The 24,289-nt window shown below is 67.2% G+C and carries 26 protein-coding genes; 6 read left to right on the plus strand and 20 right to left on the minus strand.

Annotated features, from left to right (window positions below; translation table 11 throughout):
* Window positions 1-78: 78 nt before the first annotated feature.
* The 6 genes from AC3WL7_RS11350 to AC3WL7_RS11375 all read right to left on the minus strand — a co-directional run bounded on the left by AC3WL7_RS11350 (window position 79) and on the right by AC3WL7_RS11375 (window position 3,479).
* Window positions 79-441, minus strand: coding sequence for a DUF4288 domain-containing protein (locus AC3WL7_RS11350; protein WP_200732624.1), 363 nt, complete (start codon window positions 439-441; stop codon window positions 79-81).
* A 32-nt stretch (window positions 442-473) separates the two neighbouring features.
* On the minus strand, window positions 474-977 hold the full coding sequence (locus tag AC3WL7_RS11355; protein ID WP_492750318.1) for a hypothetical protein: 504 nt from the start codon (window positions 975-977) through the stop codon (window positions 474-476).
* Between the two features lie 125 nt (window positions 978-1,102).
* Window positions 1,103-1,573, minus strand: a complete 471-nt coding sequence (locus AC3WL7_RS11360) for a hypothetical protein (RefSeq protein ID WP_492750319.1) — start codon at window positions 1,571-1,573, stop codon at window positions 1,103-1,105.
* A gap of 56 nt (window positions 1,574-1,629) precedes the next feature.
* Window positions 1,630-1,830 carry a hypothetical protein gene (locus AC3WL7_RS11365; protein ID WP_492750320.1) on the minus strand — a complete coding sequence of 67 codons (201 nt, stop codon included), beginning with the start codon at window positions 1,828-1,830 and terminating at the stop codon, window positions 1,630-1,632.
* 483 nt (window positions 1,831-2,313) lie between these two features.
* Window positions 2,314-2,820: a DUF2867 domain-containing protein gene (locus AC3WL7_RS11370; protein ID WP_492750321.1), complete on the minus strand. Its 507-nt coding sequence runs from the start codon at window positions 2,818-2,820 to the stop codon at window positions 2,314-2,316.
* On the minus strand, window positions 2,817-3,479 hold the full coding sequence (locus AC3WL7_RS11375; RefSeq protein ID WP_492750322.1) for a serine/threonine-protein kinase: 663 nt from the start codon (window positions 3,477-3,479) through the stop codon (window positions 2,817-2,819). Before AC3WL7_RS11375 ends, AC3WL7_RS11370 begins: the two co-directional genes overlap by 4 nt.
* A gap of 85 nt (window positions 3,480-3,564) precedes the next feature.
* Here AC3WL7_RS11375 and AC3WL7_RS11380 point away from each other — a divergent pair, with 85 nt between their 5' ends.
* Window positions 3,565-5,559, plus strand: coding sequence for a bifunctional DedA family/phosphatase PAP2 family protein (locus tag AC3WL7_RS11380; protein WP_108760420.1), 1,995 nt, complete (start codon window positions 3,565-3,567; stop codon window positions 5,557-5,559).
* A 233-nt stretch (window positions 5,560-5,792) separates the two neighbouring features.
* Here the strand turns inward: AC3WL7_RS11380 and AC3WL7_RS11385 are convergent, their stop codons facing one another.
* The 3 genes from AC3WL7_RS11385 to AC3WL7_RS11395 all read right to left on the minus strand — a co-directional run bounded on the left by AC3WL7_RS11385 (window position 5,793) and on the right by AC3WL7_RS11395 (window position 8,626).
* A complete protein-coding gene (locus tag AC3WL7_RS11385) occupies window positions 5,793-6,371 on the minus strand; it encodes an LON peptidase substrate-binding domain-containing protein (protein WP_492750323.1) in 579 nt (192 codons plus the stop codon).
* A complete protein-coding gene (gene mpl / locus AC3WL7_RS11390; protein WP_200732619.1) occupies window positions 6,368-7,732 on the minus strand; it encodes a UDP-N-acetylmuramate:L-alanyl-gamma-D-glutamyl-meso-diaminopimelate ligase in 1,365 nt (454 codons plus the stop codon). Before mpl ends, AC3WL7_RS11385 begins: the two co-directional genes overlap by 4 nt.
* 330 nt (window positions 7,733-8,062) lie before the next feature.
* A complete protein-coding gene (locus AC3WL7_RS11395) occupies window positions 8,063-8,626 on the minus strand; it encodes an adenylate kinase (protein ID WP_079223114.1) in 564 nt (187 codons plus the stop codon).
* 136 nt (window positions 8,627-8,762) lie between these two features.
* Here AC3WL7_RS11395 and AC3WL7_RS11400 point away from each other — a divergent pair, with 136 nt between their 5' ends.
* The 3 genes from AC3WL7_RS11400 to AC3WL7_RS11410 all read left to right on the plus strand — a co-directional run bounded on the left by AC3WL7_RS11400 (window position 8,763) and on the right by AC3WL7_RS11410 (window position 11,516).
* Window positions 8,763-10,019 (plus strand): 6-phosphofructokinase, encoded by a 1,257-nt coding sequence (locus AC3WL7_RS11400; RefSeq protein ID WP_492750324.1) that lies wholly within the window; start codon window positions 8,763-8,765, stop codon window positions 10,017-10,019.
* 183 nt (window positions 10,020-10,202) lie between these two features.
* Window positions 10,203-10,997: a hypothetical protein gene (locus AC3WL7_RS11405; RefSeq protein WP_079223118.1), complete on the plus strand. Its 795-nt coding sequence runs from the start codon at window positions 10,203-10,205 to the stop codon at window positions 10,995-10,997.
* 126 nt (window positions 10,998-11,123) lie between these two features.
* Window positions 11,124-11,516, plus strand: a complete 393-nt coding sequence (locus tag AC3WL7_RS11410) for a DUF488 domain-containing protein (RefSeq protein WP_079223120.1) — start codon at window positions 11,124-11,126, stop codon at window positions 11,514-11,516.
* A 114-nt stretch (window positions 11,517-11,630) separates the two neighbouring features.
* Here AC3WL7_RS11410 and AC3WL7_RS11415 read toward each other — a convergent pair whose 3' ends face one another.
* Window positions 11,631-12,134 (minus strand): hypothetical protein, encoded by a 504-nt coding sequence (locus AC3WL7_RS11415; protein WP_200732616.1) that lies wholly within the window; start codon window positions 12,132-12,134, stop codon window positions 11,631-11,633.
* Between the two features lie 347 nt (window positions 12,135-12,481).
* On the opposite strand from AC3WL7_RS11415, the gene AC3WL7_RS11420 reads away from it, so the two are divergent.
* Window positions 12,482-14,509, plus strand: coding sequence for a sodium-translocating pyrophosphatase (locus AC3WL7_RS11420; RefSeq protein ID WP_492750325.1), 2,028 nt, complete (start codon window positions 12,482-12,484; stop codon window positions 14,507-14,509).
* A 79-nt stretch (window positions 14,510-14,588) separates the two neighbouring features.
* Here the strand turns inward: AC3WL7_RS11420 and AC3WL7_RS11425 are convergent, their stop codons facing one another.
* The 7 genes from AC3WL7_RS11425 to AC3WL7_RS11455 all read right to left on the minus strand — a co-directional run bounded on the left by AC3WL7_RS11425 (window position 14,589) and on the right by AC3WL7_RS11455 (window position 18,978).
* On the minus strand, window positions 14,589-15,083 hold the full coding sequence (locus tag AC3WL7_RS11425) for a hypothetical protein (protein WP_492750326.1): 495 nt from the start codon (window positions 15,081-15,083) through the stop codon (window positions 14,589-14,591).
* Between the two features lie 570 nt (window positions 15,084-15,653).
* Window positions 15,654-15,926 carry a hypothetical protein gene (locus tag AC3WL7_RS11430; RefSeq protein ID WP_492750327.1) on the minus strand — a complete coding sequence of 91 codons (273 nt, stop codon included), beginning with the start codon at window positions 15,924-15,926 and terminating at the stop codon, window positions 15,654-15,656.
* Between the two features lie 126 nt (window positions 15,927-16,052).
* Complete coding sequence (locus tag AC3WL7_RS11435; RefSeq protein WP_492750328.1) at window positions 16,053-16,772, minus strand: energy transducer TonB; 720 nt, start codon at window positions 16,770-16,772, stop codon at window positions 16,053-16,055.
* Window positions 16,769-17,194 (minus strand): TonB system transport protein ExbD, encoded by a 426-nt coding sequence (gene exbD, locus AC3WL7_RS11440; protein WP_108760413.1) that lies wholly within the window; start codon window positions 17,192-17,194, stop codon window positions 16,769-16,771. The genes AC3WL7_RS11435 and exbD overlap by 4 nt, the downstream gene beginning before the upstream one ends.
* The gene (exbB, locus tag AC3WL7_RS11445; RefSeq protein ID WP_079223129.1) at window positions 17,195-17,923 is read right to left on the minus strand and encodes a tonB-system energizer ExbB; all 729 of its coding nucleotides are present in this window, start codon (window positions 17,921-17,923) and stop codon (window positions 17,195-17,197) included. It lies immediately after the preceding gene.
* Window positions 17,910-18,374: a YbaN family protein gene (locus tag AC3WL7_RS11450; RefSeq protein WP_312737118.1), complete on the minus strand. Its 465-nt coding sequence runs from the start codon at window positions 18,372-18,374 to the stop codon at window positions 17,910-17,912. Before AC3WL7_RS11450 ends, exbB begins: the two co-directional genes overlap by 14 nt.
* A gap of 13 nt (window positions 18,375-18,387) precedes the next feature.
* Window positions 18,388-18,978, minus strand: a complete 591-nt coding sequence (locus tag AC3WL7_RS11455) for a biliverdin-producing heme oxygenase (RefSeq protein ID WP_492750329.1) — start codon at window positions 18,976-18,978, stop codon at window positions 18,388-18,390.
* Between the two features lie 108 nt (window positions 18,979-19,086).
* Here AC3WL7_RS11455 and AC3WL7_RS11460 point away from each other — a divergent pair, with 108 nt between their 5' ends.
* The gene (locus tag AC3WL7_RS11460; RefSeq protein WP_492750330.1) at window positions 19,087-19,344 is read left to right on the plus strand and encodes a DUF2789 domain-containing protein; all 258 of its coding nucleotides are present in this window, start codon (window positions 19,087-19,089) and stop codon (window positions 19,342-19,344) included.
* A gap of 184 nt (window positions 19,345-19,528) precedes the next feature.
* Here AC3WL7_RS11460 and AC3WL7_RS11465 read toward each other — a convergent pair whose 3' ends face one another.
* From AC3WL7_RS11465 to AC3WL7_RS11475, 3 genes are all read right to left on the minus strand, one after another.
* Window positions 19,529-22,444 (minus strand): TonB-dependent receptor, encoded by a 2,916-nt coding sequence (locus tag AC3WL7_RS11465; protein WP_492750331.1) that lies wholly within the window; start codon window positions 22,442-22,444, stop codon window positions 19,529-19,531.
* A gap of 235 nt (window positions 22,445-22,679) precedes the next feature.
* On the minus strand, window positions 22,680-23,639 hold the full coding sequence (locus AC3WL7_RS11470) for a FecR family protein (RefSeq protein ID WP_492750332.1): 960 nt from the start codon (window positions 23,637-23,639) through the stop codon (window positions 22,680-22,682).
* Window positions 23,640-23,742: 103 nt separating this feature from the next.
* A complete protein-coding gene (locus AC3WL7_RS11475; protein WP_079223135.1) occupies window positions 23,743-24,243 on the minus strand; it encodes an RNA polymerase sigma factor in 501 nt (166 codons plus the stop codon).
* Window positions 24,244-24,289: the final 46 nt, after the last annotated feature.

Consider the following 24,289-nt stretch of genomic DNA (forward strand, 5'->3'; position numbering starts at 1 on the left):
CCCGCCGGGCATGGCCCGGCGCTACCGAACCGGAGCGTGCCCTTGAGGTAGCGCCGGGCCATGCCCGGCGGCCTTGGTCTATTCCTGGTACAGAACGTCGAGGGCATCACCGCCGGCAAGACGCTGCACCTGGTCCAGCGTGTCCACGGCCATGACCGAGTACGTTACTTCCACACCGGAGTGCAGGCGTCCCTCAGCAGTGTGCTCGTCAGTCTCCACTGATATCAGCTTGCGGATTCCGGCGAACCGGTAGTGGGATGGCTTGCCGTCGTCCCCCATCAGGCGGCCGCTCAGATCCTCGTACTCGGAGGCCAGAGCCGTTGCATCCGCCAGCGCCTGCTCGTCGCTGTCCGCGCTGATCAGGTAGACGTTCTCATGCACCAGGAACGATTCCTGTCCTTCGCTTTCGTAGTAGAAGATGGCGTGCGCGCAGTACCACATGGATCACCCCGATCAATTTTCTGGTGCTGAAATCAACGCGTGCGGGCCGCGAATGCTTCGATGCGAAGGCGGCTTTCGATGACGGACCTCACATACGATGCCCGCTTGGTGCTGGAGGCCGCACAACCGGCGAGCACGGTCATCGCCTCTGCCCGCATCTCCTGCCCTCCGGTGAACGCGAACACGGAGAACGCGGGCTCGATATAGCCGGGATCATGCTGCGCGAATTCCCTTTGATCTTCGATGCTGAACAGGGTCGCGTAGTCAGCCCACTCGATGTAGCGCTTCCAGAAGGCAGGCGCACTCCACGGCCCGCAGGTTTCTTCAACCGACTGCAGAAGTTCGCGGAGCTGCCCAGCGCAGGCATCGAAAAGATCGCCGCGCAGATCCATGGCTGCGACATTCCCTGGATCAAGGGTCTGCCAACAGAAAACCATGAAGTCCGCAACAAAGCCCTCTTCACAGCCTTCGAAGAAACTGCTCCTGTACCAGGCAAGCGTTTTCGCAACATCAGCCGATTCATCAGAATCAATCATCGCCCCCACCTTTCCGGCGACATCAATGCCTGCGCTGACCGGCAAACGCGACTCACCCGAACATTAACCATCGGGCAAGCTACCGAGCAGGGAAGCTTGCCCACTCCCTGGATGCGCAACACCACTCAATCCGCCCCTTCAACTTTCGATACTCTCGAAATGATCGGTCGTTTAATGGACCCTACGCAAGCGCCATTCACCGCCCCATCAACGTAAACCCCCTGCACCATTGCAAAGTATATTCCCGGCTCGAGCACGTCCGAAGAATCCTCATATCTCACACCATCAAGGTCCACCGCCGCACATGCGATGAAATCAATGCGACGGAGAGCATCGGCTGACGGCCCAAGGACATCCCCATCTTCCTCTCCATGAAGAAGATAATCAAACACTGCAACGTTCCTGTTTCTGTAATCGACCGAGTTGGCGAGGAGCGCATGGATCGGAATCTGGCAGTACTGAACTCCCTCGTACGCACCTGTCAGATCCTGACACCGCCCTCCACCTTCAGCGGCAACCTGCGCAGTCGACTCAACGGCCCCCAACAGAAGGACCATTGGGAGCAGCCTATGGATCTTTTTCAAACCAAGCAGCATGGATCACCTCATCCGGCTTAGAATTTTTTTACGGCGCGTCTCCGCGTTGCCCGACTCTATTCCTGGTACAGAACCTCGATGGCGTCGCCGCGGGGAAGACGCTGCACTTGGTCCAGCGTGTCCACGGCCACGACCGAGTAGGTGAGCTCAACGCCCGAGGGCAGCCCGCCGTCTCCGGCGTCATGATCTGCTGCGACGGATATCAGCTTGCGGATTCCGGCGATGCGCGCAGCGATCAGGATACGGGGCAGCGACATTGCCGTGCATGCTGCCCTTGCAGGCAATCAACACTCCGCACAGCAGAACAGCCATGAACCAGACGCCCCCCTCACGCGATCTTCCTTGATGAGTCATCCAGCCATCGATGCACAGGCACCCCCTTCTTCTATACAGCGTGCCTTCCCGAGTACACAAGACGATCAGTCGGCTTCTTGCTAGCCGAAATCAAGAAGGCATCAAGATAGTCCGGCACATACCAATCATCCCAAGGCGCAAGACCGTAGCAGGCATTTACAAACTCTTCCACGATACCCGAGCCTCGAACTTTGGCGCCGATGAATCCGCTCCTGCGCAGCGTCTCATAGGGGGCCGCTTCGACCACGCCACCAGTGTCACGAACTGGGCCGCGCGGCCCTGCCAGACAATGATTTGATTCACGCCGTCCCCTTGCGTCCGCATGCGCACCCGCACCACGCAGGCCGTAATCGAGCAAGCTCAACACTACGAAACACATCCCGTCTTCAGTCGTAAGCCTGCACCTGCCTGCGCAGCAGATGCGGCACGATCCATCGATGCACCGGCGCCACCGGCAGCATGTAGACCCGCCCAAACGCGTTGTGGGTGTGCACCACGGTGGCCACTTCCAGCACGTCGCCCTGCCACTGCAGCGCAAGCTGCACGCGCAGATGGCGGTCGTTGTCTTCCAGCACGATGGCGTCCTCATCCAGCGACTGCAGGGTGAAGATGCCCAGACGCTGGCCCGCTCTCGGCGCGACGGTGTCCTGCACCGCGCGCAACGAGCCCAGATCCTTCATGCCGAGCAGGCGCATGCCGCGGTTGCGCAGCGCCATCAGGCCATCGAACCAGCCGGGAATGGTCGCAGCCATGTCCCGGTAGGCCTGCAGGGCGCTGCGGCCGTTGCGATGGGTGCGGGCCTGGCAGGCGTGTACGAAACCGGCTCCGGGCAGCTGCGCGCGCAGCACGCTGCCCACGCTCGGCGGCGCGGTCACCACCTGCGATGGACTCACGGCTTCGGCCCCTGCCCTTCGTTGTCTTCCCAATGCAGGATGCGGCGGGTGACGAAGCGGTAGACCGGCTTGCCGGTGGCGAACCACAGCTCGCGTACCCACGAGGTGCGCTTGAGCACGCGCTTCTCCACCGGGGTGAGCGACTCTTGGCAGTACATGCGCTTGTGCTTGAGCAGGTGGCGCAGGTCTTCGCGGGCCAGTAGGCGCATCCAGCGCGAGCGCGGGTGGCCGATCACCGCCAGCTGGAAATCGATCAGCGCCGGCCGGCCGTCCTCGGTCACCAGCCAGTTGGCCTCCTTGGCCAGGTCGTTGTGGGCCACGCCCCGCCGGTGCAGTTGCTGCAGCAGCCGGCGCGCAGCACGGAACCAGGCCAGGTCACCCCGCGGCGGGCGCTGGTACATGGCATCGCCGGCCATGAAGCTGCGGTCGAGGTGGCGGCCATCCCAGTCCAGCAGCTGCGGCACGTCGGCCATGCCGTGGATATGCCGCAGCGCACGTGCTTCGCGGCGTGCCAGCCACCACGCCGGCACGCGCAACCACAGCGGCGTTGCGCCCAGGTCACGACGCACGAAGGGGCCCTGCGGCCCCTGCACGAGCAGGATGCGGCCGAAGCTGTCGGCCTTCAGGGCATGCGTTGGAGCGTCAGTCGAGTGCGGCATGCGCCCATTCTAGGCGATGGCGCTGGTTGCAAACGGTCACCAAGCCGCTGGGAACCAGTCACCTTCACGCCTCTATAATCGGGCAATGGACTCTTCATGGATCGACGCCACCCTCGCGTGGATTGCCGCCCATCCCGTACTCGCGGGCGCGGTTATTTTTCTGATCGCCTTCTGCGATGCGGTCATCATTCTCGGTGCCATCGTGCCGGCGCTGCCCCTGCTGTTCGCAGTGGGCGTGTTCATCGGCCTGGGGCAGATCTCCGGGCCGTATGCGGTGGCGGCGGCAGCGCTGGGTGCGTTCGCCGGTGATGGCATCAGCTATTGGATCGGCCGCCGCTGGGGCGACCGCCTGCGTGGGGTCTGGCCGTTCAGCCGCTACCCGCAACTGCTGGACCGTGGCGAGAACCTGTTCCGCCGCAATGCGTTCAAGAGCATCCTGATCGCGCGCTATGTCGGTGCCATCCGGCCGTTCGTGCCCGCCATCGCCGGCATGCTGAAGATGCCGGCCAGCCGCTACGTGCAGGCCAGCGGCATCGCCAGCCTGTCCTGGGCGGTGCTGTTCCTGGCCCCGGGCTGGATCCTGGGCGAGGCGTATGACGCGGTTGCCGCTGTTGCTGGACGCCTGGTGGTGGTGGTCGGCCTGCTGATGGTCATCCTCGGCCTGGTCTGGGCCATCGTGCTGTACGGCTACCGCTGGTCGGCCGCGCGCATGGACCACTGGCTGGCGCGCCTGCTGGACTGGTCCAACCGCCATCCCACGCTGGGCCGCTACACGGTGGGCGTGCTCGACCCCAAGCGCCGTGAATCGGTACCGCTGGCGATGCTGGCGCTGATGCTGCTGTTGCTGGGCTGGGGCTGGTTCGCGCTGCTGACCGTGGTGGTCGCCCATGGCGAACCGCTGGCCATCGACCTGCTGGTGCACCAGGCCATGCTGGCCCTGCGCAACCCGTTGGCCGACTACCCGATGGCGGCACTGGCCTCGCTGGGCGCGTGGCAGGTGCTGATGCCGGCCACCGCCGCGGCCATGGGCTACCTGGTGTGGCGCCGGCGCTGGATGGCCGCCGCGCACTGGCTGGCCGCACTGGCCTTCGGCCTGGCCCTGACCAAGCTGCTGGGCACCACCGTGGACGTGGTGCGCCCGGTCGATGCCAGCAGCGGCTTCGGCTTCCCCTCGGTGTCGGTCACCATGGCCACCATCACCTTCGGCTTCTTCGCGGTGCTGATCGCCCGCGAGATGCCCGGCCGCACCCGCGTCTGGCCGTACCTGGTGTCGGGCATCGTGGTCAGCCTGATCGGCTTCTCGCGCCTTTACCTGGGCGCGCACTGGCTGAGCGATGTCATCGGCGGGATGCTGTTCGGCACGTTCTGGCTGCTGGTGCTGGGCATCGCCTACCGCCGCCGCTTCAACCGCTCGTTCTGGGTGAAGCCGGTGGCGTGGCTGTTCTACGGCGTCTTCGCAGTGGCGGCCATGTGGTACGCGCCGCGCAACATCCCGGTGAAGCTGGAACGCTTCGAACCGACCCTGCCGGCACCCACTGCGATCGACATGCAGGCCTGGTGGCAGCATGACTGGGCCAAGCTGCCGGCGCGCCGCAACGAGTTCGACGATGACCAGCGCTGGCCGCTGGACGTGCAGGTGGCCGGCCCGCTGGCACCGCTGCAGGCGCAGCTGCAGGCGCGCGGCTGGACCGTGCAGGCGCAGGCCGGCTGGGAAGAAGCGCTGCTGATGCTGGACAAGAACACCGGCGCCGACGAACTGCCGGTGCTGCCGGCCACGCTGGAAACGCGCGTGGAGGCCCTGCTGATGGTGCGCCAGGGCGCAAGGCCGGATGAGCGTTACGTGCTGCGCCTGTGGCAGGCACCGGGCCAGCTGCAGCCGGGCGACGTGCCGCTGTGGCTGGGCAGTGCACAGACCCTGCGCTATGAGCGCCACTTCGAGTGGATCGGGATGTGGCATCCGGTGCGTGGCATCGACCCCGCGTTCAATGCGGTGAAGGACGCCGTGCAGGGCATGCCGCAGCACGAGGACGTGCATGCCGAGACCGGGTTGCCGGTGCTGCGGTTGAAGACGCAGCCGTGATGGATCCGCCGGGCATGGCCCGGCGCTACCGGAACGTGTAGAGCCGAGCCTGTGCTCGGCTGATCTTCGCGCGATCCGGCAAGCCGAGCATCGGCTCGGCTCTACAGTAGATCCACGCCACGCGTGGATGGCCGTTCCCGTAGATCCACGCCATGCGTGGATGGCCGTTCCCGTAGATCCACGCCACGCATGGGTGGCCGTTCCTGTAGATCCACGCCACGCGTGGATGGCTGTTACGGCATCCAGCCCAGCAACTGCTGCAACCGCTGGTGCGGGTCGTCCATCTGCAGCATCTGCAGGCGCTGCTGCTCGCCCAGCGGCAGCAGTTCGGCCAGCCGCCAGCCGACCCAGCTGGCCTGGTCCAGCAACGCCGGGTTCGCCGGCGCATACGCCTCGCCGGCCTGTTCGATGATGTGCCCCAGCACCGTGGCCAGCAGCGCGTGCTGTGGCTTCAGTTCGTCATCGGGGTCTTCTTCACACCAGCGCACATCGGCCACGACCAGGCCGTTGTCGCGCACGCGGGTACGCTCGACATGGAAGCGCCGGGTGCCGCGCAGGCGCAGCTGCAGCACGCCATCGGCACCGACATCGAAATCCTCGATGCGCACCTGCACGCCGTAGGCGGCCGGGGTGGCCGGCTCCCCCACTTCCTGCCCTTCCAGGATCAGGCAGACACCGAAGCCCTCGCCGCTGCGGCCGGTGTCGCGCACCAGGTCCAGGTAGCGGCGCTCGAACACGCGCAGGCCAACCGCCGCGCCGGGCACCAGCGTGGTGTGCAGCGGGAACAGCGGCAGCGAAACGTCGGTACTCATCGGGCCTGCAGGGCGGCGAGGAAGCGGCGCGGAGCGCCGTCGAAGCCACCGTTGGACATGAACACCACGTGGTCACCGCTGCGCGCGCTGGACTGCAGCTGCGCCAGCAGCGCGTCGGTGTCCGGCACGGCATGGGCCTGGCCACGCACGGCGGCGATCACCGCTGCGGCATCCCAAGCCAGTTCCGGCCGGTGCAGGAACACCACTTCGTCGGCCAGTGCCAGCGACGGCGCCAGCGCCTGCGCGTGCGCACCCAGCCGCATCGAATTGCTGCGCGGCTCCATCGCCACCACGATGCGCGCGTCGCCGACCTTGGCACGCAGGCCTTCGAGCGTGGTCGCGATCGCCGTGGGGTGGTGGGCGAAATCATCGTAGACGGTGATGCCGTCGTGGCTGCCGATCACTTCCATGCGGCGCTTGACGCTGCGGAAGCGCGCCAGCGCCGGGATCACCTCGGCGGGGGCCACGCCCACCGCATGTGCCGCGGCCAGTGCGGCCAGGCCGTTGAGCACGTTGTGGCGGCCCAGCAGTGACCAGTGCACATCGCCCAGCGCTTGCCCACGGTGATGCACGCGGAACGCGCTGCCATCGGCGGCCAGCAGCTCGGCATGCCATTCCAGCGCCGGGTCGAAACCGAAGCGCTCGACCGGGGTCCAGCAGCCCATCTGCAGCACCTTGGCCAGGTGAGCGTCCTCGCCATTGACGATCAGGCGGCCACGCGCGGGCACCGTGCGCACCAGGTGGTGGAACTGGCGCTCGATGGCCTCCACGTCCGGGAAGATGTCGGCGTGGTCGTATTCAAGGTTGTTGAGGATGGCCACCAGCGGCCGGTAGTGCACGAACTTGCTGCGCTTGTCGAAGAAGGCGGTGTCGTACTCATCGGCCTCGACCACGAACTCGCGGCCCTGGCCCAGGCGGGCGGAGACGCCGAAATCCTCGGCCACGCCGCCGATCAGGAAGCCCGGCGAGCGCCCGGCGCTTTCCAGCAGCCAGGTGAGGATGGTGGTGGTGGTGGTCTTGCCGTGGGTGCCGGCCACGGCAAGCGTGTCGCGGCCCGGCAGCACCTGCTCGGACAGCCACTGGGCGCCGGAGATGTAGCGCTGGCCGGCATCGAGCACGGCTTCCACGGCCGGGTTGCCGCGCGACAGGGCGTTGCCGATCACCACCTCGGCGGTGCCCGGCGGCACGCTGTCGGCGCGGTAGCCCTGGTCCAGGGCGATGCCCAGCTGCTCCAGCTGGGTGGACATCGGCGGATAGATGGCCTGGTCGCTGCCGCTGACCGTGTGGCCCAGTTCCCGTGCCAGGGCGGCCACGCCACCCATGAAGGTGCCGGCGATTGCAAGGATATGTACGCTGCTCATGACCGGGGATTGTGACCGATCACGGCTGTATAGGGCCATTGTCTGCAATGGGGTCAGACAACTCCTACACCGGTTGTGAGAAAACTCCAATCGTCTGTCAGGGAATTCCCGATAGCGCAGGTATGTGAACCCGTACACAATTCAGGAAGCCAGCCGTAGTACCCGAACCGGTCCTACTCCCCAAGAGGCCATCCCCAAGGGAGCTCATGCTGCGGAGCCCTGAGCAAGCTCATCGCTGGCACCTATGAAACGAAACAGGCCTGGTCCGCGAGGACCAGGCCTGTTTCGTCGTGGCCGCACGGTGGCCGGCACCGGGCCGGCCGACCGCCATCAGCCCTTGATCGCCGCCAGGATGCGGGCTTCGATCTCGTCCAGGTCACCGACGCCATCGACGCGGGCCAGGGTGCCACGGCCGGCGTAGAAGTCGACCACCGGGGCGGTCTGGTCGTTGTAGACCTGCAGGCGCTGGCGCACCGCTTCCGGGTTGTCGTCGGCGCGGCCCTGTTCCTGGGCGCGGCCGGCGATGCGCTCGACCAGCAGCTCGGTGGCCACGTCCAGCTGCACCACGGCGTCCAGCGGCTGGCCGATCTTGGCCAGCAGGCCGTCCATCGCATTGGCCTGGGCCACATTGCGCGGGTAGCCGTCCAGGATGAAGCCCTTGGCGACATCGGCCTGGGTCAGGCGCGACTCCAGCATGCCCAGCAGGATGTCATCGGACACCAGGTTGCCGGCATCCATCACCGCCTTGGCCTGCTTGCCCAGCTCCGAGCCCGCGGCGATTTCCGCGCGCAGCATGTCACCGGTCGAAATATGGGCGATGCCCAGCTTTTCCTTCAGGCGCGTCGCCTGCGTCCCCTTGCCCGAACCGGGCGGTCCCAACAGAACCAATCGCATTGACCTGACTCCAACGTGTTGAAAACAAAGAAAGTTCGCGCCCCGGACGGACCGGTATCGCTGCACCGCAATAGCGCCACTTTAGCGCATACGGGTAATGTCACTGCAATGTCCCCCTCACCGAGCAGGTAGAAGCATGCGCAACGGTACCCTCCTCTACGCCCAGTCCGGCGGCGTCACGGCGGTCATCAACGCCACCGCAGCGGCGGTCATCGAGCAGGCCCGGGCCAAGGGCATCAAGGTCCTGGCCGCCCGCAACGGCATCCTCGGCGCCCTGCGCGAGGAGCTGATCGACACCAGCAAGGAGAGTGCCGCCGCCATCCGCGCCCTGGCCCACACCCCGGGCGGCGCCTTCGGGTCGTGCCGGGTCAAGCTGAAATCGCTGGAGGCCGACCGGGCCCGTTACGACCGCCTGCTGGAGGTGCTGCGCGCCCACGACGTGCGCTGGTTCCTCTACAACGGCGGCAACGACTCGGCCGACACCGCGCTGAAGGTCTCGCTGCTGGCCAAGGCCTCCGGCTACGACCTGACCTGCATCGGCGTGCCCAAGACCATCGACAACGACCTGGCCGTGACCGACACCTGCCCGGGCTTCGGCTCGGCGGCCAAGTACACCGCGGTTTCCGTGCGCGAGGCCGCGCTGGACGTGGCGGCGATGGCCGAGACCTCCACCCGCGTCTTCATCTATGAAGCGATGGGCCGCCATGCCGGCTGGCTGGCCGCCGCCGCGGGCCTGGCCGGCAACGGCGAGGACGAGGCCCCGCACATCATCCTGCTGCCCGAGCGCGCCTATGACGAGGCCACCTTCCTGGCCAAGGTCAAGGCCGTGGTCGAGCGCGTCGGCTACTGCGTGGTGGTGGCCTCCGAAGGCATCGCCACCGCCGACGGCCGCTTCGTCGCCGATGCCGGCGGCAGCAAGGACTCCTTCGGCCACTCGCAGCTGGGCGGCGTCGCCGCGCACCTGGCGGGCCGGGTCAAGGACCAGCTGGGCCTGAAGGTGCACTGGGCCCTGCCCGATTACCTGCAGCGCTCGGCCCGGCACCTGGCCAGCAAGACCGACTGGGAACAGGCGCAGGCGGTGGGCAAGGCGGCCGTGCAGCTGGCACTGAAGGGCCAGAACGGGGTGATGCCGGTGATCGTGCGCAGCAGCGATGCGCCCTACCGCTGGAAGATCGAGGCCGCGCCACTGGCGAAGATCGCCAACCACGAGAAGAAGATGCCCGCCAGCTTCATCCGCCGCGATGGTTTCGGCATCACCGCCAAGGCGCGCGCCTATCTGTCGCCGCTGATCAAGGGCGAAGCCCCCCTGCCCTACGGCACCGACGGCCTGCCGAAGTACGTCACCCTCAAAAACGTGGCGGTGAAGCAGAAGCTGGCCGCCTTCGAAGGTTGATCCACGTCACAACTTGCAGCCAAGGACTCTTTCCAGCGGAAAGGGCCCTTGCTGGTTGGATTGCGGCGATCTGAGAAGCAGCCCACAATCGGGGCCCGGCCCGGGGCAAGGGGCCGATGCGTGCCAACCCGTCTGTCGCCCGCTCCTGCGGGCGCGTAGTGCCACACCACAAGGACTGTATCCATGAAGCGCCAGACCTTCCTCGCCGTGCTGCTGTGCACGGCTGCCGCGCCCGCGTTCGCCGCGACCTGCGAAGCCAACTTCCAGAAGAAGGGCAACCCCTTCACCGGCACCACCTTCACTTCGTCGGTCAGCCACCCGGACCTGAGCGTGGCCAGCGCCATCGGCCAGATGCGGGTCATCGCCAAGAACGCCAACATGGACGTGCTGAGCGAGGACATCGAAGGCGGTTCGATGCTGATCGAAGAACCGGAGAGCATGGCGCACAAGCCGATCCCGATGATCATCAGCGCCACCTCCGAAGGCGGCCAGGGCACCGTTGCCATGGTGGTGAAGGTCAACAAGGGGGCCATCGCCTCGGCTGACGGCGTCCGTACCGAGATGTGCAAGCTGCTCAACCAGGTCAAGCCGGGCAAGGCCGGTGACCAGGCTGCCAAGGCCACGCCGCAGGCATCGGCAGTGACCATTGCCGCTGACCGCTTCGGCTTCCAGCTGCGCAACCAGAACAAGGACAACCCCGCTGCGATCGAGCCGCGCTACAAGGGCAAGACCTACGTCATCACCGGCCGCATCGCCTCGGTGCTGAAGAGCGGTGGCACCTACAACACCACCTTCGACCTGCCCAGCGATGGCAGCATCGATTTCGAGCGCGTGGCCATCTCCTGCTCGTTCGCTGCCAACCAGACCGCTTATGCGCTGTCCCTGCGCCCGCGCGAGAAGGTGACGCTGACCGGCGTGGTCGACAACTACGACCAGATCGGCCGCGTGCTGTGGCTGAAGGACTGCCGCGGCAACTGACCGCCGCCGGCATGGCATGACCGAAGGCCCGGGTGCGCAAGTGCCCGGGCCTTCTGTTTGCGGCCCGGTTCACGCCTGCGGCACGTCACGCGCGCGAAGATGCGGTCCCGCGCAAGGAGAAACAGCATGGCCCTGCATGTGGTCCGTCTTGGCAGCCCGCGCACGCCCGGTGAGGGCCTGCGCATCGGCACGGTGCGGCGGCCGCCGCGTGGCGTGGCGCGCAGCGAATTCGCCCGGCAGGACTGGTATGACGTCTGGTTTCCGACCCTGGCCCCCAGCCCGGAGCTGGTGAAACAGGCCCACGGGGCGACCACCGCGGCGGACTGGAATGCCTTCTTCCGCCACTACAAGGCCGAAATGAAGGCGCCCGATGCGGCGCATGCACTGGATCTGCTGGCGGCGCTGTCGCAGCACAGCGACATCGCCGTGGGGTGCTACTGCGAAGACGAGGCGCACTGCCACCGCACGGCACTGCGCGAGCTGCTGGTTGCGCGCGGGGCGAAGCTGGCTGGGGAGTAGATCCACGCCATGCGTGGATGAGGCATCGGTGCCGACCAACGGTCGGCACCCACCGTTAATTCACCAACGGTCGGCACCCACCGACAATTCACCGATGGCCGGCACCCACCTGTATCAATTGCAGGCCTTGCCTTCCACCTGCAGCTGCGCGGCGAACATCGTCACCTGCGGGATCTTGCCTGCGGCGGCCTGCTTCTTTGCCTCTTCCAGGTAGATGCGCGACTGCCCCTGGCCATCCAGCGCCTGGGTGTTGTTGACCGGCAGGCGCCACACCCGCACCACTGCCTGCTGTGCCGGGCAGGCGGCATTCGGCACGCGGATCACGTCGTTGAGCTTCCAGCCCTTGTCGGCACTGGGCTGTGCCTTGGCGTAATCAACGAAGCGGGCGCGCGGCTGGCACTGTTCGCTGGTGCGCACGGCGGAGAAGCGGTACGGCTCGGCGGCCTGGCCGGTGAACACGCCCTCCAGCCGGGCGCAGGCCTCGGGAATCTGCCGCAGGGTGTGCACGGCGCCGACCGCCTGCGGGGCGCCCACCGCCCGCTGCAGTTCAGGCGTTTCCGCAGCCAGCGCGGGCATGGCCGGCACCAGGGCGGCAAGCATCAGCAGGGACAGGCGCATGGGGAATCTCCGTCAGGACTGTGCGCAGGCTTGCAGAGCGTGGCTTAACGGGGTGCAAAGGGTCTGTGGCTCTCAAAGCATGCCCATGGACCGGCGGCGGGTTCCGCGCGCATGGCGATGCGTTCATCTGGAGGGCGCCCACGGATCATGCGGCGCGGCGCGGCCCGGCGCTACCATCCGGGCGCGGAGCGACGCATACTGCGGGCACCAGGGAATGCTGAACACCGCCATACGTCGGACGACCGTTCCGGTCGGCACGGGTTGGTTCCAGGCTGCAACCCGTCGTCCCCCTCGTGGTGCCGTTCATCGCCACTGGATGCTCACCATCCATTCTGCGGAGGGGTCTGATGCTGGAACGTCATGGGCTGTCACTGGCGCTGGGCTGCGCCATTCTCGCGATCCTCTACGGGATCATCTCGGCGCGCTGGATCCTGCGCCAACCCACCGGCAATGAACGCATGATCGCGATCGCCACCGCGATCCAGGAAGGCGCACGTGCCTACCTCAACCGCCAGTACCTGACCATCGGCGTAGCCGGCGTGGTGCTGTTCGTGCTGGTCGGCGTGTTCCTCAGCTGGTACACCGCCATTGGTTTCGCGGTCGGTGCGGTCCTGTCCGGCGCGGCCGGCTACATCGGCATGAATGTCTCGGTCCGCGCCAACGTGCGCACCGCCGAGGCCGCGCGCAACGGCATCAGCGCGGCGATGGACGTGGCCTTCCGCGGCGGTGCCATCACCGGCATGCTGGTGGTCGGCCTGGGCCTGTTGGGCGTGGCCGGCTATTACGCACTGCTGCTGCGCATGGGGCTGCCGATGGAACAGGCGCTGCACGCGCTGGTCGGCCTGGCCTTCGGTTCTTCGCTCATCTCGATCTTCGCGCGCCTGGGTGGCGGCATCTTCACCAAGGGCGCTGACGTCGGCGCTGACCTGGTGGGCAAGGTGGAAGCCGGCATTCCCGAGGACGACCCGCGCAACCCGGCGGTGATCGCCGACAACGTCGGTGACAATGTCGGCGACTGCGCCGGCATGGCTGCCGACCTGTTCGAGACCTACGCGGTCACCGTCATCGCCACGATGCTGCTGGGCAGCCTGATGCTGAGCGAAGCCGGTGCCAATGCGGTGCTTTACCCGCTGGTGCTGGGCGGGGTGTCGATCATCGCTTCGATCATCGGCGCACTGTTCGTCAAGGTGAAGCCGGGCGGCTCGATCATGGGCGCGCTGTACAAGGGCGTGATCGTCTCCGGCGTGCTGGCTGCCATCGCGTTCTACCCGATCACCACCGGGCTGATGAACGACAACGTGCATGGCCCGATGGCGCTGTATGGCTGCGCACTGATCGGCCTGGCGCTGACCGGCCTGATCGTGTGGATCACCGAGTACTACACCGGCACGCAGTACAAGCCGGTGCAGCACGTGGCGCAGGCCTCGACCACCGGCCACGGCACCAACATCATCGCCGGCCTCGGCATCTCGATGAAGTCCACCGCCCTGCCCGTGGTCGCCGTGTGTGCGGCGATCTGGGGTGCGTATGCGCTGGCCGGCCTGTACGGCATCGCCATCGCCGCCACCGCGATGCTGTCGATGGCCGGCATGATCGTGGCGCTGGATGCCTACGGACCGATCACCGACAACGCCGGCGGCATCGCCGAGATGGCTGAGCTGCCCTCGGACATCCGCGACATCACCGACCCGCTCGATGCGGTGGGCAACACCACCAAGGCGGTGACCAAGGGCTATGCGATCGGTTCGGCGGCGCTGGCCTCGCTGGTGCTGTTTGCCGATTACACCCACAACCTGCAGGCCGCCAACCCCGGCCAGGAATTCCGCTTCGACCTCAGCGACCACACGGTGATCATCGGCCTGCTGATCGGCGGCCTGATTCCCTACCTGTTCGGTGCGATGGCGATGGAAGCCGTCGGACGCGCGGCCGGTGCGGTGGTGGAGGAAGTGCGCCGCCAGTTCCGCGAAATTCCCGGCATCATGCAGGGCACCGCCAAGCCGCAGTACGACAGGGCCGTGGACATGCTGACCCGCTCGGCCATCCGCGAAATGATCGTGCCTTCGCTGCTGCCGGTCGCCGTGCCGGTGGTGGTGGGCCTGCTGCTGGGGCCGCGCGCGCTGGGCGGCCTGCTGATCGGCACGATCGTCACCGGCCTGTTCGTGGCCATTTCGATGACCACCGGCGGCGGTGCCTGGGACAACGCCAAGAAGTACATCGAGGATGGCCACTTCGGCGGCAAGGGCAGCGAGGCGCACAAGGCTGCGGTCACCGGCGACACCGTCGGTGACCCGTACAAGGACACCGCCGGCCCGGCCATCAATCCGCTGATCAAGATCATCAACATCGTGGCGCTGCTGCTGGTGCCGCTGCTGTAACGCCCGAGCGGCTGACGGCCATGTCAATGGCCGTCAGCTTTGGAGCCGCGCGCGTGCTGAACGTGATATTTGCCAACATTTACACGCCTGGCGACAGTACCGGGCCGACGCAGTCGGCGATATGCCAGTAAGCACTTAAATTCCCACCTGGAAGCGGGTCGTAGAATGGATCTTCATCGTGTGCCGTGGCGAGCAGCACCCGCAAAGGAGTGTTGGCGGCCAAGGGAACCTCACAGACAACTGTTCGGATCTGGTACTCGAATTTTCCGTCTCTTGAATCAGTTCTCTCGACGGCTCCCGCAATGGCCCAATGACAGCTTTTCACGACTCCGTCGGCGGACCGCACGGCACAGGTGATCTCAAAGGGAATCTGGAAATCATAGAGGCCGGTACAGATTGCATCGCCGCAGGCGATATCGAACCCCTCCCGCCATTTCTCTTCAAGGCGATCGAATGCCGAAACTCCCATGCCAGGAGCAGGATAGTTGCGCGCATCCACATAGGCCGGCTGTACCGAGGCAATCGCAGGCAGGGAGAACCCGAGGATTGCAAGAGCCAACAATGGTCGATTCATGTCAGGCCCCCAGGTACGCAGTCCCCGCTCAGACTCCACAGCGACTTGTTGAACCCAGGAAGTGGGGCGTGCAGCGGGTCCCGACTTCGTAACGCGACGGCGAATTGGACGGCGTCCACCCGAGAGGTGCTTGGTAGAGCACAGCCGTAGGTCGTTGCAGCTCCGTGCACTGCCCCTGTCGCCGGAGTCATTTCGAGCTTCATGGCGACAAATGCCCAGTGACATACGGCGATCTCACCTGTGCGCTCATCGACGGAACATTTGAAATCAACCGGACGATACTCGCCTACTGGGCTGAGGCAGGTGCTTTTCGCACAGTTTTTGTTGAAGTGTCCTACTAGCGCTCTCGCGACCCTGGGGAAATCGGATGTGTCCTGCGAATAGCTTCCCAGATCGACATATGGCGGATTACCCGAAGCCGCCTGCGAAGGCACAGAAAGAACAGAACTTCCTGCAACCAACAACATGGTGACTGCCCGCATGGGAACTCTCCAGTGTTTAGTGGAGCTCCAGTTTGATGGTCGAAACAAACGCCTGGTACAGAGGAACCCCGCACGCAGGCGTCAGAGTTCACCGCGTCTGCCTTCCTGGTCGCTGACGCAGGAGAACAATCACCACCACGGCGATTCCCCAGCACACGTAGATGGGCTTGTCCCACCCGTCATAGGTGCTGTGCGGGCTGGAGATGAAGGCCAGCGACGCGAGCCACGCACAGAGCAGGCCGGGCAGGCGCCCGCCGCGCCAGATGCAGAACGCAGCAAACACCAGCAGCGGCCAGGTAAAGATGACGGCGGGCGTGAACGGTGCCAGCGAAACAAACGCCACGCAGGCAGCGAAGACCACGCTGCACCAGGCAGGTACCCGCAGCGTCCGTGTTGTCATTGCAGACTCCGGTCATCCGTTGACGGTCGGGGCGATGATAGATCTCCGCTGATGCAGCCGAGCATGGGCTCGGCTCTACAGGACCGGTCAGCGGCCGCGCAGATGGAACGCCACGGGCACCATCACTTCCACCGGGTCGCCGGCCACTTCGGCCGGCGGCACCGGAACCGGGCTGGCGCGCTGCACGGTTTCCAGGGTTTCCTGGTCCAGCAACGCGAAGCCACTGCCGCGCTCGATGCGCGCGGCGGACACGCGCCCGTCGCGGTACACGGCAAACCGCACATACACCACGCCCTGCTGGCGCAGGCGCTCGGACTGGCGCGGGTAGCGCCGGTGCTGCTGCAGGTGTCCCAGCAACAGGCCCTGCCAGGTGGCATTGGCGCGGCTGCGCTCGCCAGCGGTGGTCTGCTGCGCGGCGTATCGCGTGGCAACGTCGGCGGGAACATCAGGCGGTGCGGTGCTGCGCTCGACATTGGCGTCCGCGCTGTCCTGCGCCGTGCTGGCCGGCACCTGCGGTTTCGGCGGCAGATCCCCCTGCGGCTGCGGCGGCGCCTTGGGCACGGGCGGCGGTTGCGGCGTGGTTTCGCGGCGCTGCTGTTCCTGCTGCAGCGGCCCGGTCGGCAGCGCGCGTGGCGGTGCCGGTGGCGCCTGCACGGTCGGTGCCAGCTCCAGCATCAGCGCGGCCGGTGGCGCTGCCGTGGGCGCCGGTGCAGCGCGCGCATGCCACCACCACACGGCGCTGGCCAGCACCGCGTGTGCCAGCAGCACGATCGCCAGGCTGGTCGCCCAGCGCCGCAGCGTGCTCATCGTGCGCCCTGCTCCAGGCCGACCAGGGCCACCTTCAGGTAACCCGCCGCACGCAGTGCATCGAGGGTGGCCATCAACTCGCCATAAGGCACGCGCTGGTCGGCGCGCAGGTAGATGCGCTGCTCCGCATCGCCATGCGTGGCCGCCTGCAGCGCAGCGGACAGCCCGTCGCGCGCGACCGGCATTTCGCCCACGCGCAGTGACAGGTCGGCCTGCACGGTCACGTACACCGGGGCCTGTTCGCTGGGCGTGGCCTGCGCGCTGCTGGCCGGCAGCTGCACCGGTACCGACACGGTGGCCAGTGGCGCGGCCACCATGAAGATGATCAGCAGCACCAGCATCACGTCGATGAAGGGCGTGACATTGATCTCGTGCGCTTCTTCGGGCGTGTCGTCGCGGTCGGATGCGGTCCTGATCGCCATTCAGTGCACCGCACGCAGTGCACTGGCAGGAGCACGCGCAGCGGCACGGTCCAGATCGCGCGAGACCAGCTGCTGCACCGCCGCCGACAGATCACCCAGCAGGCCACGCAGGCCAGCCAGCACGCGGCTGAAGTGGTTGTAGACCAGCACGGCAGGAATTGCAGCGACCAGGCCCAGCGCGGTAGCCAGCAACGCCTCGGCGATGCCCGGTGCAACCACGGCCAGGTTGGTGGTGTTGCTGTGTGCGATGCCGATGAAGCTGTTCATGATGCCCCACACGGTGCCGAACAGACCCACGAACGGCGCCACCGCACCGATGCTGGCGAGTACGCCGATGCCGCGCCGCTGCACGCGTGCGGTGTCCAGTTCCAGCCGGTCCAGGCGCGAGGCGACGCGTTCCTTGATGCCGTCGCGGCACGCCAGGTCCTGCGACAGGCGCAGTTCGCTGCGTGCCGCCTCCAGCATCGCCGCCGCAGTGCCTTCGGCCAGCGCAGCATCCACATCGCCGGCCGGCAGGCTTGGCGCCTCCAGCAGCCGCGCGCGGGCCGCACGCAGCGCGCGCGCCTGCCGCGACAGCTCCCAGCCCTTGGCCAGCAGCACGGTCCAGGTGGCCAGCGAAGCGACGGCAAGCAAGATCATCACGGCTTTGACCACCACGTCGGCGGCCAGGTACATGCCCCACGGGGTCAGGGCGGAAGTGGCCAGGGGCGCCAGGTCAGCAGGCAGCATCGTCGGGGGTTCCATCAGAATCATGAGTAGACGCGCGGCGGCGGGCCGCGCGGGGTTCGGCATCGTCCACTTCCACCAGCGGGGTGGGGTCGAGCCGGGGCGCTGGCCGACTCAGGACGTAGCCGGCGCTGGCCGCAAAGAACAGGCCCACGCCCAGCAGCAGCCGCCAGGAGGGATGCGCGCCCCAGCAGAACAGCGCGAAGCCCACCGCCATGCCGGCGCTGGCGAACGCCTTGCCCTTGCGCGACACCGCCCCCTGCTCGCGCCACAGGCGCAGCGAGGGGCCATAGCGCGGATGGGCCAGCAGGCGCTGCTCGAACTTCGGCGAACTGCGGGCGAAGCAGCCCACCGCCAGGATCAGGAAGATGGTGGTGGGCATCACCGGCAACAACGCACCGATCACGCCCAGGCCCACCATCAGCCAGCCCAGCGCGAACCAGAGCCAGCGCATCAGCGATGGCCGCTCATGCGCCGAATTCCACTTCGACATGGCCATGCACGCTGCGGAAGGCAGCGTCGGCGGCATCGATCACCTGCTGTTCCTGCTCGGCCGACAGCGGCACCGCGTCCAGCGCCGCCGTGAACTCGCGCCAGTGGCGGGCGGCGCCATCGGGGTGTGCCGCCAGGTGGCGGGCACCGAAATCACGGTCCAGGCCCAGCGCGGCGGCCATCTTGTACAGCACCGTGCCGCCCAGGTTGGAGCCTTCGGCCACGTACAGCCAGCCCAGCGCGGCCGGCAGCGGCAGGTCCGCAGCCAACGGCGCGATGTCCTGGCCCGGCAGGGTCTGCTCGAGATCCTGCAGGTCGTTGCGCACCTGCTGCAGGCGGCGGCGTTCGTGGAGGGCCGGCAGCAGTGCGTCCAGTGCGGGGCTGGCGTAGAGCGCGTCGATGCTGCGGTGGAAACGGTACTGCACGCGCAGGAAGCGGGCGAAGTTGGCACGGTCGGCGAAGATGTCACCGGCCATGATGCGCTTGTCGAGCGCGCCATGGCTGTCACGGGTGGCGGCCTTCAGGCGCACGCTGCGGCTGTCGTCGGGGGAAGTTGTCGCGGTCATCGGGGGTGCCAGGGGGAAGCGTCGATCATGAGACGTGCCACGAGGGGGTTCCCCCAAGGCGGCATGCGTCGATAATGCAGCTTACCTTTCCCCTCCAGGCAGCATCCGATGATCACCACCGAACCGAGCATGACCAACCTGTTCCTGCAGCTGGGCCTGGACGCCAGCGCCGAGGCCATTGCCGGGTTCATCGCCGGCCACCAGCTGGCCAACGGCGTGGAAGTGGCCGATGCCGCGTACTGGAGCGATGCGCAGCGCCAGTTCCTGGCCGAATCGCTGCAGGCCGATGCAGCCTGGAGCACCGTGGTGGACGAACTGAATGAAGCGCTGCACGAAGACGCGGTGAAGGCCGCGCGCGGGTTGTAAGCGCGCCAAGGGGAACGCCGGGCATGGCCCGGCGCTACCGTTTCATCTGCGTGATCCGCCGGGCATGGCCCGGCGCTACCGTCTTTCTGCCTGATCCGCCGGGCATGGCCCGGCGCTACCGTCTTTCTGCCTGATCCGCGCTACCGGTTTTTTCAGTAGATCCACGCCATGCGTGGATGGCCGGTCAGTACTTCCAGGTCAACGCCAGGCGCGCGGTGCGGCCCGGGGCCGGCATCACGCCCAGGGCCAGCGGGTCCAGGTAGTAGCGGTCGGTCAGGTTGTCGACGTTGGCTTCCACCGACAGCTGGTCGTTGAAGCTCCAGCTGGCGAACACGTCCACCAGGGTGGTCGGCCGGTACAGCTGCTGGATCGCCGACAGGCCGACGTTCCATTCCTTGTCCAGCTTGCTGATCGGGCCGGCGTTGTGGACCACGCGGGTACCGAAGGTCAGCCGCTCGTCGAACAGGCGCGAACCGACGGTCAGGTTGACCATGTAGCGCGGCGGGTTCTGCGTGTTGGAGTACGAACCCTCGAAACCACCATCGACGCAGTCGGGCGTGTTGGCCAGTTCCTCGATCCTGCGCTGCACGCCATAGGCGCGACGCTCGGCGGCGATGTCCGGTGCGCAGGTCTTGGCCTTGAAGTAGTAGTGTGCCGACAGGTCGGCGAACAGCTTGCCGCTGTCATAGCTGGACTGGAACTCCAGGCCCGACACCTTGAACTGGTCGACGTTGCGGATCAGGCCAGCCGACAGCGTGCGGTAGTCGCGGGTGATCAGGTCGTCGATGCGGGTGTCGAAGTAGGCCAGCTTCAGCGCCAGGCGGTCGCCGGCGGTGAACAGGTCGTGGCGGATGGTGCTGGCGCCCAGTTCCCAGCTGCGCGCACGTTCGGGCTTGAGTTCGGCCACCGGCCTGGCGGCGGTGAACAGCCCCAGGGTGGTCTCGAACAGGCTCGGCAGCTTGGTGCCTTCGGCGTACTTCAGGTAGACCATGCTGTCTTCGCTGAAGCGGAAGGCGACGCTGGCGGTCGGCGAGAAGGCACTGTCGCGGCGGCGGATCGGCGTGGACCAGGTCCAGCTGACAGGCACTTCCAGGTCTTCGGCATCATCGGCGTCGTAGAAGTTCCAGCCGCCGATGTCGGCCACGGTACCGCGCTCATAGGGCGAGGCCAGCAGCGAGTCCTGGGTGAAGTTGCCGTTGGCATCGGGGTACCAGTTCAGCAGGGCGATGCGCTTGGCCCGCCACGACGGCAGGCTCGGGTCGCCGTTGAGCAGTTCGGTGTAGCGGTACTGGCCCTGCACCTCGTACTTGTCCGGGGTGGCCAGGCGGTTGCGGTCGTGCACGTCCACGCGGTTCCAGCGGCCACCGGCCTGCACTTCCCAATGCTCGTCCGGCGCCCACTTCAGCGAGGCCACCGCACTGTATTCCTTGCGCTCGGCATTGCGCAGGAAGCGGTTGTTGACCAGGTCGTCGTGCATGATCGGGCCGGAGCTGCCCGGCGCGATGTCCTCGTCGCTGTAGGCCAGGCCATAGTCGAGGGTGAAGCGGCCGGCGCCGGTCTCGAAGATCGAGGTGTTGCTGGCGTCCAGGCCGAAGCGCTTCTGCCGCAGCGGATTGCGGTAGGCGTCCTTGTAGCCGGGGTTGCCGCTGAAGCTCGGTGCGTCGTACCACTCGGTGCGGCGGTCGTAGTACCACGGGGTGATGCCGGTCAGGTTGTTGTACATCACGCTGTCGGTATCGGTGTACCAGGCGTTGATGCGCAGGTCGACCTTGTTGCTGTCCGGGTTGAAGCGGTAGCGCGCGCTGTAGCTGTCCATGTCGACGTGGCCCGGGTCCCACTGCGGCACGCGGTCGCGGTCCACGCGGATGATCTGCGAGGCCATGATCTCGCCCGCCGTGCCTTCATAGCGGCGGTAGCCCAGCTCCAGGGTCTGCACATCATCGATGCGCCAGGTGCCCTTGAGCAGCGCCGACTTCGACCGCGAGGACGTGTTGAACACTTCCGTGCGCGGCGGGTTCAGCGGCGCCAGCGTGCGCCGCGTCTGCGGAAAATCGTCGTAGCCGTGCTTGCCCGCGAAGTAGTTGCCGTTGTCGCGGTACGCATAGGCGGCGACCAGGTCGAAGCGATCCCAATGGCCGGCGGCAGCGACGTTGAAGAACTGGCTGCCGCTGGCGCCCCGGTCGGTGCGCGGTGAGGCGTCGTAGCCCGGCAGGTTGTTGGCGCTGTTGTTGGCCAGGCCGCCACGCACGCGTACGCCGACATCGCGGCCTTCGCGCAGGACGTCATCGACGTTCAGCGTTTCCATTTCCACCACGCCACCGATGCCGCCGGAGGCGTTGGCCTGCAGGCTCGGGCCCTTGGTGATGGTCAGCCGCGAGATCAGGTCAGGGTCCAGGTAGGTGCGCTGCGACTGGCCGGCGTAGCCACGGTAGGTGTCCATGCTGGACTGGCCGCCGTCGATGATGACCGGCACGCGGCTCTGCCCCTGGATGCCGCGGATGTTGACGTCGAAGCCGTTGCCCACGCGCGGATCGCCCGCAGTGACGCCGGCCACGCCCTTGACGATGTCGCCGTTGGACGTGCCGCGGAAGCGTTCCAGCTGGGTACGGTTGATCGTGGTGGTGGAACCGACGCTGCGGTAGCTGTCGAGCAGGCGCGCTTCGTCGCTGACCGCACCGCCGTCGATGTGCTCGCCGGACACGCTCAGCGTGTCGGTGACGATGACGCCGCTGCCGGCCTGTGCCGGCGCCGCTTCCAGCGTCACCGCGTCGCTGCCGACCCGGCGCGCGACCAGGCCGCTGCCCTGCAGCAGGCGCGACAGCGCATCACTGGCAAACAGCGTGCCGCTGACCGCCTGCGAGGTGACGCCGTTGCCGAGCGTGGCCGGATAGGCCACCTGCACGCCGGACTGGCGCATGTAGGCGCGCAGCGCGCCATCCAGCGGCTGGGCAGGAATGTCGAAGCGCAGCAGCGCGGCGGGCGCGGTGGTGCTGGACTGGGCCAGCACGGTCGGCGCGGCGCCGGCCAGGCCAGCGGCGAGCAGGGCGATGCACAGACGGGACGGGCGCGGTGCGCGGCCCGGACGACGGAAGTCGGACATGGGAAACCTGTGAGGGGAACGGAGCCGCGGGCGCGGCGTCATCCGCGCGGGGCGCGGACACAACGACGTACGTGGCGGCGGCGGGTACGTTCGCTGGGTAGGACGAATGGGGCGCGGGGAACCCCAAGGCCGATTCATCCACGCATGGCGTGGATCTACCGGTGCGTGATCCAGTAGAGCCACGCCATGCGTGGCTGCAGGGTTGCCGATCGATTCATCCACGCATGGCGTGGATCTACCGGTGGACGATGGCTACGCCCAAGGGCAGGCGGGTGACCTGCAGGCCCGCAGTCGCGGCCAGCGTGTCCAGCGCCTGTTCCGGCTGGTCGATGCGCAGGGCCGCGCTGACTGCCGGCAGGCGCGACAGGTCACCGCGCACGAAGGTCGGGCCACGGCGATAGCGGCCCACCTCCTGCACGGCATCGGCCACCGTGGCGTCATCCAGCAGCAGCTCGCCCTGGCGCCAGGCCCCGACGCGGTCGGCAGCCACGTCCGCCAGGCGGGTCACGCCGCTGTGTGCGCCGTACATCGCGCGCTGCCCCACCTGCAGGTAGGTCCAGCCGCCATCGATCGGGTTGGCCACCCGCACCCGTCCCTGCCCCACTTCGGTTTCCACCGTGCTGTCATGGCGGGCGACGGTGAACGCGGTGGAGATGTCTTCGACCACGCCATTGCCGGCGGTCACGCTGAAGCGGCGCTGCGCATCCGGGGTCACCTCGAACCAGGCGCGCCCCTGCAGCAGCTCGATACGGCGGGCGCGTGCATCGAAGTGCACGGCAATGGCGCTGTCGGCATCGAGCACTGCACGGCTGCCGTCAGGCAGCTGCACCGCCTGCACCTGGTGGTTGCTGCGATGGTCGGCCTGCAGGCGCAGCCAGGCGTCGGGGGCGGTTACCAGCAGCGCCAGAACGGCTGCGGCGGCGGCCCAGTGCAGGCGGCGGCGGGAACGCACACGCCCACGCGCCGCTGGAAGCGTTGCGGCTGTGGCCACTGCCACCGGCGACGCGCCGAGGCTGCGCCACAGGCGCCGTTCGTGCTCGAAGGCACGACGATGCCCAGGCTGCGCCAGCCACTGCTCGAACGCCTGCATGCGCGCATCGCTGTGCTCGCCGGACGCCAGGAACACGATCCAGTCCCGGGCCTGTTCGGCCACGGGGTCGTCTGCGCGTGCGCTGGAAGGGGAGTGCGGGCTCATCGGCTGGCAGGCGGGCGCGGTCAGGCGCAGTGGAAAGGACGGAACCGCACTGCGGCCCGTGGATCAAGACGTTCGTCGTGCAGCGGCCCCCAAGGGCGATTGATCATCGACCCTCGCGGGCCCAGGCCAACCGGGCCAGGGCGCTGCGCACGTGGTTTTCCACCGTGGTGACCGACACGCCCAGGCGGCGGGCGATCTCGGCCTGGGTCAGCCCCTGCAGCCGGTTGAGGCGGAAGATGGTGCGGGTCGGCTCGGGCAGGTGCCCGGCGGCATCCAGCACCCGCTGCAGCTCATCCTGGGCCATCACCTGGTCTTCGGTGGACACCTCGTCCTCCTCCTGCCACAGGTAGTGCTCGGCGAGCAGGCGGTTGCGGCGCGTCGACTCGCGGCCATGGTCGGTGGCCAGATTGATCGCCAGGCGGTACAGGTAGGCCCGCGGGTTGTCGATGCACTGCTGGTTGTCGACACCACGCGCCTTGAACCAGACCGCCTGGATCACATCCTCGGCACCACTGTCGCCGCCGAGGATGCGCTGCACCCGGCGCAGCAGCGCCGGCCGTTCGCGGATCAGCAGTTCGGTGAGGGTGGCGGCATTGGAAGGCATGCGCGGAGGACGGGACAGACGGGGGCGGCGCGCATGCTACTCCGTA

It is taken from the genome of Stenotrophomonas sp. FW305-3-2-15-E-LB1, assembly GCF_058787375.1.

What these genes read in the sequence shown, in the direction of transcription:
- AC3WL7_RS11350 (WP_200732624.1), bottom strand. Translation starts at nt 441, where the DNA reads ATGTGGTACTGCGCGCACGCCATCTTCTACTACGAAAGCGAAGGACAG.
- AC3WL7_RS11355 (WP_492750318.1), bottom strand. Translation starts at nt 977, where the DNA reads ATGATTGATTCTGATGAATCGGCTGATGTTGCGAAAACGCTTGCCTGG.
- AC3WL7_RS11360 (WP_492750319.1), bottom strand. Translation starts at nt 1,573, where the DNA reads ATGCTGCTTGGTTTGAAAAAGATCCATAGGCTGCTCCCAATGGTCCTT.
- AC3WL7_RS11365 (WP_492750320.1), bottom strand. Translation starts at nt 1,830, where the DNA reads ATGTCGCTGCCCCGTATCCTGATCGCTGCGCGCATCGCCGGAATCCGC.
- AC3WL7_RS11375 (WP_492750322.1), bottom strand. Translation starts at nt 3,479, where the DNA reads ATGCCGCACTCGACTGACGCTCCAACGCATGCCCTGAAGGCCGACAGC.
- AC3WL7_RS11380 (WP_108760420.1), top strand. Translation starts at nt 3,565, where the DNA reads ATGGACTCTTCATGGATCGACGCCACCCTCGCGTGGATTGCCGCCCAT.
- AC3WL7_RS11385 (WP_492750323.1), bottom strand. Translation starts at nt 6,371, where the DNA reads ATGAGTACCGACGTTTCGCTGCCGCTGTTCCCGCTGCACACCACGCTG.
- mpl (WP_200732619.1), bottom strand. Translation starts at nt 7,732, where the DNA reads ATGAGCAGCGTACATATCCTTGCAATCGCCGGCACCTTCATGGGTGGC.
- AC3WL7_RS11395 (WP_079223114.1), bottom strand. Translation starts at nt 8,626, where the DNA reads ATGCGATTGGTTCTGTTGGGACCGCCCGGTTCGGGCAAGGGGACGCAG.
- AC3WL7_RS11400 (WP_492750324.1), top strand. Translation starts at nt 8,763, where the DNA reads ATGCGCAACGGTACCCTCCTCTACGCCCAGTCCGGCGGCGTCACGGCG.
- AC3WL7_RS11405 (WP_079223118.1), top strand. Translation starts at nt 10,203, where the DNA reads ATGAAGCGCCAGACCTTCCTCGCCGTGCTGCTGTGCACGGCTGCCGCG.
- AC3WL7_RS11410 (WP_079223120.1), top strand. Translation starts at nt 11,124, where the DNA reads ATGGCCCTGCATGTGGTCCGTCTTGGCAGCCCGCGCACGCCCGGTGAG.
- AC3WL7_RS11415 (WP_200732616.1), bottom strand. Translation starts at nt 12,134, where the DNA reads ATGCGCCTGTCCCTGCTGATGCTTGCCGCCCTGGTGCCGGCCATGCCC.
- AC3WL7_RS11420 (WP_492750325.1), top strand. Translation starts at nt 12,482, where the DNA reads ATGCTGGAACGTCATGGGCTGTCACTGGCGCTGGGCTGCGCCATTCTC.
- AC3WL7_RS11425 (WP_492750326.1), bottom strand. Translation starts at nt 15,083, where the DNA reads ATGAATCGACCATTGTTGGCTCTTGCAATCCTCGGGTTCTCCCTGCCT.
- AC3WL7_RS11435 (WP_492750328.1), bottom strand. Translation starts at nt 16,772, where the DNA reads ATGAGCACGCTGCGGCGCTGGGCGACCAGCCTGGCGATCGTGCTGCTG.
- exbD (WP_108760413.1), bottom strand. Translation starts at nt 17,194, where the DNA reads ATGGCGATCAGGACCGCATCCGACCGCGACGACACGCCCGAAGAAGCG.
- exbB (WP_079223129.1), bottom strand. Translation starts at nt 17,923, where the DNA reads ATGCTGCCTGCTGACCTGGCGCCCCTGGCCACTTCCGCCCTGACCCCG.
- AC3WL7_RS11450 (WP_312737118.1), bottom strand. Translation starts at nt 18,374, where the DNA reads ATGCGCTGGCTCTGGTTCGCGCTGGGCTGGCTGATGGTGGGCCTGGGC.
- AC3WL7_RS11455 (WP_492750329.1), bottom strand. Translation starts at nt 18,978, where the DNA reads ATGACCGCGACAACTTCCCCCGACGACAGCCGCAGCGTGCGCCTGAAG.
- AC3WL7_RS11460 (WP_492750330.1), top strand. Translation starts at nt 19,087, where the DNA reads ATGATCACCACCGAACCGAGCATGACCAACCTGTTCCTGCAGCTGGGC.
- AC3WL7_RS11465 (WP_492750331.1), bottom strand. Translation starts at nt 22,444, where the DNA reads ATGTCCGACTTCCGTCGTCCGGGCCGCGCACCGCGCCCGTCCCGTCTG.
- AC3WL7_RS11470 (WP_492750332.1), bottom strand. Translation starts at nt 23,639, where the DNA reads ATGAGCCCGCACTCCCCTTCCAGCGCACGCGCAGACGACCCCGTGGCC.
- AC3WL7_RS11475 (WP_079223135.1), bottom strand. Translation starts at nt 24,243, where the DNA reads ATGCCTTCCAATGCCGCCACCCTCACCGAACTGCTGATCCGCGAACGG.